At 58.2% G+C, this 6,949-nt stretch carries 7 protein-coding genes; all 7 read left to right on the plus strand.

The window, feature by feature from the left end:
• Position 1: 1 nt before the first annotated feature.
• Complete coding sequence (locus AB1772_06930) at positions 2-1,261, plus strand: nitrous oxide reductase family maturation protein NosD (GenBank protein MEW5796080.1); 1,260 nt, start codon at positions 2-4, stop codon at positions 1,259-1,261.
• Positions 1,258-1,968, plus strand: a complete 711-nt coding sequence (locus AB1772_06935) for an ABC transporter ATP-binding protein (protein MEW5796081.1) — start codon at positions 1,258-1,260, stop codon at positions 1,966-1,968. The genes AB1772_06930 and AB1772_06935 overlap by 4 nt, the downstream gene beginning before the upstream one ends.
• Complete coding sequence (locus AB1772_06940) at positions 1,965-2,756, plus strand: ABC transporter permease subunit (protein ID MEW5796082.1); 792 nt, start codon at positions 1,965-1,967, stop codon at positions 2,754-2,756. Before AB1772_06935 ends, AB1772_06940 begins: the two co-directional genes overlap by 4 nt.
• A 22-nt stretch (positions 2,757-2,778) precedes the next feature.
• The gene (locus AB1772_06945) at positions 2,779-4,275 is read left to right on the plus strand and encodes a cbb3-type cytochrome c oxidase subunit I (GenBank protein ID MEW5796083.1); all 1,497 of its coding nucleotides are present in this window, start codon (positions 2,779-2,781) and stop codon (positions 4,273-4,275) included.
• A gap of 350 nt (positions 4,276-4,625) precedes the next feature.
• Positions 4,626-5,528 carry a hypothetical protein gene (locus tag AB1772_06950; GenBank protein MEW5796084.1) on the plus strand — a complete coding sequence of 301 codons (903 nt, stop codon included), beginning with the start codon at positions 4,626-4,628 and terminating at the stop codon, positions 5,526-5,528.
• Between the two features lie 14 nt (positions 5,529-5,542).
• Positions 5,543-6,397 (plus strand): hypothetical protein, encoded by an 855-nt coding sequence (locus AB1772_06955; protein MEW5796085.1) that lies wholly within the window; start codon positions 5,543-5,545, stop codon positions 6,395-6,397.
• Positions 6,398-6,949 (plus strand): hypothetical protein (locus AB1772_06960; protein MEW5796086.1); only part of this gene is annotated, 552 nt, incomplete at its 3' end.

Here is a 6,949-nt window from a genome sequence, read left to right on the forward strand (position 1 = left end):
CGTGAAACTCTCGGTTCGCCTGACAGACACTTTGGCGCTGATGCTGCTCGGTGTACTGCTGTTCCTGACAAGCAGTGCGACCGGCAGAGTGCTGCATGTGCAACCGGCGGGGGATATCACATCGATCGGATCGGCGCTCGCGCTGGCCGAATCAGGCGACACGATCAGAGTTTCACAGGCCACTTATCAGGAAACCGATCTCAGGATTGATAAGTCGGTCACCCTGGAAGGTGTGGACTGGCCGATACTCGATGCCGCCGGTGTGGGTCCGTTGGTCGACATTACAGCACCTGATGTGAGTATCACCGGGATTGAGTTCCGGAATGTCCCGGTCAGTTTCCTAAAGGAGAACGCCGCCGTCACGATCACGAGAGCGCGCAATTGCGAAATCCGCGGCAACCGGTTTCGAGACACGTTCTTTGCGATCTACCTCGCCGGAGCTGAGCGCTGCCGGATTGTTCGTAATGAGATCGGCGGCTCCTCGGAAAACCTGACTTCGGCCGGCAACGGTATCCATCTCTGGCAATGCAAGGATGTCGCTATCACCGGTAACACCATACGAGGTCACCGCGACGGTATCTACCTCGAATTCGTCAAGCACAGCATAATAACAAACAACATCAGCGAGCAGAACCTGCGATACGGTTTGCATTTCATGTTCTCGGACAGTTGCCGCTACGTAAAGAACAGCTTCGTCCACAATGGCTCGGGCGTCGCGGTGATGTATACCGCCAATGTCCACATGGAAGACAACACTTTCGCCGATAGCTGGGGCGGCGCATCGTATGGCCTCCTGCTCAAGGACATCCGTGACAGCCGCGTGATTCATAATGTCTTTTCGCAGAATTCAGTCGGCATTCTCATGGAAGGCTCAGACCGAGTCCGGATGACCGGCAATCGCTTTACCGCCAACGGCTGGGCGCTCAAGATCATGGCAAACTGCGTGGACAGCAGGATTGAGGACAACGACTTCATCGATAACTCCTTCAACGTCGCTACTAACAGCAGGCAATCGTTCAGCACCTTCCGCGGCAACTACTGGAGCTCGTATCGCGGCTATGATCTGGATCGCGATGGATTCGGCGACGAACCGTATCGCCCGGTCAGCCTGTTCAGCTTGCTCGTAGAATCCGATCCGTCGACCCTCGTGCTCGTGCGCAGTCTGCTTGTCGATGTCCTGAATCTCGCGGAGCGGATCCTGCCCACGCTTACTCCTGAGTCATTGATCGACCCGTCACCTCGAATGAGGCCCCTCTCATGATAGAAATCAGCCACCTGCACAAACGCTACGGCCGATTCGTGGCCCTTCACGAAATCGATCTCTCGATTTCGCGTGGCCGTGTAACCGGTATAATTGGCCCCAACGGGTCCGGGAAGAGCACGCTTCTGAAATGCCTGCTGGGTCTCGTGAAACCGACTTCCGGAAGCATCTCGATCGGCGGCTATCTGCTTAACGGTTCGAGTGACTATCGGCGACATCTCGGCTATGTGCCGCAGGTAGCCAGGTTTCCGCTCGATCTTACCGGCCGGGAGACAATAGCGGTAGTCAAGGGGCTGCGTCCGGAGCCGACCACGCTCGAAAGCGAGCTCATCGCCCTGTTCGGCCTGGAGACCGAGCTCGGCAAGCGGGTGCGGGCCATGTCCGGCGGTACGCGCCAGAAGCTGAGCGTTGTGCTTGCCTGCATGCATGACCCGGCGCTGCTTATCTGCGATGAACCGACTGCCGGTCTCGACCCGCTAACCAACACCCGTCTGAAGGAGTACATTTTGTCCCTCAAGGAGAAGGAACGGACGATCCTCCTGACGACCCATATAATGAGTGACCTGGATGAAGTCGCTGAAGACGTTATCGTCCTGCTGGAGGGTCGTGTACGCTATCATGGCTCGGTTCGGGAACTGAAGCTCCAGACCGCTGAGCCTCGGCTCGAGATGGCGGTGGCCCGTCTGCTGGAAAGGAACGCGGCATGACACTGACACTGCACCTGGCCTGGTATGCCGTTCGCGATGTGGCCCGCAACCGCTGGGGCCTGCTATATACCGCGTTCTTCATGGTGATTACCGCCGGGCTGTTCTACATGCAAGCGCAATCGGCTAAAGTTGCCGTCAGCCTGATGAGCGTATCACTCTTTTTGATCCCGATGGTCAGCTCGCTCTTTGGCACGATCTACTTCTACAACTCGCGAGAATTTGTCGAGCTGGTACTGACTCAGCCGGTTACCCGGCGGACAGTCTTCTTCGGCATGTATATCGGCCTGCTGTGTGCTCTCGTATTCGGTCTCATAATCGGCGTGGGTGTTCCAGCGGCAGTGTTTGGTGACTGGTCGACCCAGCAACTTTACTCCCTCGCGGTGCTGCTCCTGATCGGTTCTTTTCTCACCGCGATCTTCCTGGCGCTGGCGTTCCTGGTAGCGATTGTGTTCGATGACCGTGGAAAGGGTCTCGCCGCAACTCTGGGCATCTGGCTGTTCACGGCTCTGGTGTACGATGGTCTCGTCCTTCTGGCGGCGATGGCGTTCGACGATTATCCTCTCGAAACCCCGCTGCTGCTCGCCTCCATGGCCAACCCGATCGATCTGGCGCGGGTGACGCTGCTGGTTAACACTGATTGGGCCGCGCTCATGGGATATACCGGGGCGGTGTTCAATCGCTTTTTTGGAACGGCCCTGGGAGTGGCCATCGCCGCCGTATCATTGGTAGTCTGGACTGCGGCGCCGCTCTGGCTTGGTGTCCGACGATTCCGAGTCAAGGACCTATGATGTTTGACAAATCGATACGAGAGTGACGACAACCATGGAGAAGTCCCAAAGCTGGGTTAGTTCGATTGATTCCCGTCGCATAGCCAATCTCTACCTGCTCACTATTATAGTGTTTCTGCTGGTCAGTGCGATAGCTGCAATGGCGATGCAACTCGAGCTCTTTGATGCCCCGTCGTGTATCATCAACTCCCAGCTATTCGGACGTCTTATCACCCACCATGGCCTGATTATGGTGTTTGCAGTGCTTTTGCCACTTCTCCCGGCGGTGATGGGAAACCTGGTGCTGCCCTCGGCCATAGGCGCGAGCGATTTGGCCTACAGCAGGTTGAACCTAATAGGATGGATCTGTCATCTTTCCGGCGCTGCGTTGGTTGTTGCGGCGATCGAGCTCGGCGCCTACGACGGCGGCTGGACCATGCTGATGCCTCCCCCGGCCGGATCGAGCGCCTTTCAATTGCTCGTCGCAGGACTACTGCTGCTTTGTCTATCCACCGGACTGATGCACTTCGTGATCGCTGCCACCATATTGAGCAAGACGCACCGCACGGTGCCGTATGCCCGGCTTCCGGTGGTGGCGTGGTTCTTTCTAATCGCGGCGCTGGTGACCTTGGTCGTCTCGCCCATTCGCCTCATCACTTTGGTGCAGCTGTCACTCCACCAGTGGAATGTTACTCCGCTATTCAAACTGCTCGAGCCCGACGGCATCGTGCGGTACCAGCACCTGTTCTGGGCCTATGTCGGTCCGGTAACTTATGCTACAATCCTGCCCGCCATTGGCATCACGCTGGCCATCCTGTCGGAGCAGAGCAGAACAACCGTATTCGCGCGCCGGGCCGTACTGATTGCGGGCCTTTTGCTCGGTCAGCTTAGCCTCGTGATGTGGGGACAGAACTTACTCGGCACGTCGTCACAGCCGGTCGCTCTGACCGGGAGCATGTTCGGCCTTCTGTCCGTGGCCCCCATGTCTGTGCTAATCTTGAGTTGGATCGTGATGTTGACGAGGGTGCACCCCTGGCGGCAGACATCGGTAGCGCTGATCTGGGCACAGACCACGCTCCTCATTCTCGGCGGTCTTGTCGGGGTAATTCTCGCAACCCCTGCTGTGGGACTGACTTTGGACAAGAGCTATACCGCCACCGCTCACCTTCACCTGGTAGTACTCGGCGGCGTGTTTCTATCGTTTGTGGCCGGGATGATGCAATGGTGGCCGGCCTGGGAGCAGTTCCGCCGGCCATCGCTTGCGGACCGGACCGTGGCGGTCGTCGTCTTTGTCGGCATCGGCGGCACCTACCTTCCGATGCTACTCAACGGCCTCGGCGGCTTGCCCAGCGCCCTCTGCATCTACCCTGTCCGGTACGAGACCATGCACAAGATATCGTCTATAGGTTCAATCATCCTGCTTGCGGGGATTGTTGTCCTTTGCGTGTGGTGGTTCCGCGGCATCTTTCGCGGCAGGAGGCACCGGGCTGAAGCGATCCCAGTAGCAGCTCTGGCCGAGCCTGACTTCCCGACCCAGTAGCGCAACGTCGCACAAAACGGCCACACGGCACGCGCACACCTGCGCCGGGCCTGGTCTACACCTCGCCCATTCCTTGCTAAAACCCCGTCGCCTGATTATAATTTAGAGTAAGTGAAACTAAACTTAAGAGGGAGTTTCACACCACGTCCGCCAGTGTGTCACATAAAGAGGTCCAGGTCTCCACGGCAGAGGTCTTCAGGCTGTTCCTGATTTCCCCGCGCACCCCGAAATCCTTCGACGCGTTCTTCGGCCTTTGCGTGGACCATACCAAGTCCTGTTTAAGGCAACTACGCGCCTCGGGTTGGCGGCTCCCTGTCGACCAACTCCAGGCCGAACGGGCTCTTTCCGATATGACCATCGACATACTGGGCGTGTTTCTTGCCAGTCAAAAAGGCCATCCGTACTTCATCATATTCTTCTACTTGAAGCGGCATGGCCTCACCCATTTCCAGAGAGTCCCTGATAACGAGCTGCTACGGCATTTCAACATCCTGTTGGGCGGGTTCATCCGCAAAGCTGTAACCGCCGCCAAAGGCGGCGCCGACCCACAAGTGGCCCTGCTGAAGCGTCGTGTCACTGACATCTTGCGTACCCATACCTACACCGTCATGAAACGGCCCGGCGACAGGCACAGTTACATTGTACTCAGCCAGAGAAAACACCAGCTCCGGGAGAGCTGTCACACCATTCCCGACGACAGGTTGTATGAGTTGGTCTTGGACGCCTTTCTTAACACCAACAGCCGCGCTGACTGGTGCATGCGGATCTTTGAGTTGCTTGATGCCGAAACCGAGTACCGGAATGAGGTCGCCCTCAATTCGCTGATCAGCACCATGATCGCGGTCAACGCAGAGTATGTCGATGCCCTTGAATATACCCAGGACCGCCCCTCCGGCCCGCTGGGCGAGCTGCGCCTTCGCAAAATCCGCAAGGCGGTTGAGCGGGCGTCGCTGTGGATAAGTGATGTCGGGGCGCGGGCGTATATCGAAAAGGGCCGCCTGGCCGAATCAGACGCCCACGCCGTTATCGAGGCCTGTTGCACCTGGCTGAACGACCTGTGCCTCTCCGGCGCGGCGGACTCGATCCCGTCATATTTCCTGGAGCTACGGCATGATATCAACCAGCAAGAGTACCAAAGCCGCTACAAGTACGTTATGGACACTCTCTCCCGCCAGGCGCTCGAAGAGGTCCGTCGAATCCTCCGTGAAGATTCCACAATCTGGCCGCTTGGAGACTACCTACCAGATGAATAAGGGAAGGGCGTAGTATGCATCCGTCACGGGATGACCTGATTTTGTACATAGACGGCACCCTGGCCGACCTGGTGCGCCGGCAGGAAATCTCCGACCATGTCGAGGCCTGCGAGTTCTGCGCCGAGTTCTGCCGGAACTACCGGCAGCTCGCCGAGCCTACCGAACCGACAGCGGCCGAATCACTGCCAGAGAAGTTCTCTCGCCTGCGGGATTCGCTGTACGAATCCGCGCTTCGCAGCCTGGTAGTCGACCTCAAACCGCTCATTTCGGAGCGCCCCGAGGTGTCGTATCTCGCTGCCGACGGCCCCTCCGGCAAGCAGCCCGCCGTGCGTAAGATCGCCACGTTATACTCCGAAAGCCCCGAGGTGGTGGTCCAGATCATGCGTAACACCGAGCAAGGGCGTGATTACCTGCAAATCCAGTCCGAGGAACCGCGCCTTGCCGCCCACATCATGGTGCAGCTGCCCGAACTGGGGCGGGAGTTTGTCACCGATGCCCACGGCCGCGCCGAGCTCGATCTTTCCCCTGCCACCAATCTCGAACAGCTCAAGTGGCAGATCAAAATGCCGGACGCGGTATTCGCGCTGGAGCCGCTTGCCTACGATCCGGACAAGGTCGAGTACACCCGCGAAATGACCCTGCAGACCGATCGGCATGACCGCATCGATATTCGTTTCGAGGGCCGCACCGAGGGCAAACAGCTCTCGATTCGTGTGGTCGAACTCGATGGCCGCACCGATTTCGGCCCGGTAAAAGTTGTCGTAACTCAGAAATCACGGACCAATCTGGTATCGGCATTGGCAGGAACGCCGGTTATGATTGGCCCGGTTGACCCGGACACAACAATTGATATCCGCCTGTACCAGTAAATGAAACCGTCGCCGCTCGCATTCGCCCGAAGTTTCGAACAGCTCCGCGGCCGCCTCGAAAGCCAGCCCGCCGCGGATCTTCGCTTGCTGCAGCTCGCCGATTTCTGGCCCAGCCTGAGCCAATTCCACGACGATCCATCATACCGCAACTACTTCGACGAGTTCTCATCACTGCTGGAGCATGACATAAGTGAATGCGCCATTATCGACTTGTTGCCCAATGAGTTGCGCCAGTTACTTAATATTGCACTTGAAGTAAGTAGTATCGCTACAGCCAGTCACGTGCCCGGCAGTGGCGTAGGTCGGGTTCCGGCCCCGGCCGAAGCGCCGGGGGAGAAACCCGACACCGACACCCCCGACCTGAAACGTGCCCGGTCCAGTTCAGTCGGGCACCCATCCGCCGACTTACAGCACTCTGAGAGTGCCCGGCAGATGCCCTCATCTGCCGATTTGAGAGACGCCCCCCACATTCATCTGCTCGCTCTCGAAGCCGCCCGCAAATTCTTCTATGTCGGCGCGACCGACGACGCCCTCGCCTGCCTGTACTCTGTG

This window comes from Candidatus Zixiibacteriota bacterium (genome assembly GCA_040752815.1).
Classification (GTDB): Bacteria; Zixibacteria; MSB-5A5; order GN15; family FEB-12; genus JAGGTI01.

Bases quoted from the DNA above. Each gene is read 5' to 3' on its own strand.
- AB1772_06935 (MEW5796081.1), top strand. From the start codon at position 1,258: ATGATAGAAATCAGCCACCTGCACAAACGCTACGGCCGATTCGTGGCC.
- AB1772_06940 (MEW5796082.1), top strand. From the start codon at position 1,965: ATGACACTGACACTGCACCTGGCCTGGTATGCCGTTCGCGATGTGGCC.
- AB1772_06950 (MEW5796084.1), top strand. From the start codon at position 4,626: ATGACCATCGACATACTGGGCGTGTTTCTTGCCAGTCAAAAAGGCCAT.
- AB1772_06955 (MEW5796085.1), top strand. From the start codon at position 5,543: ATGCATCCGTCACGGGATGACCTGATTTTGTACATAGACGGCACCCTG.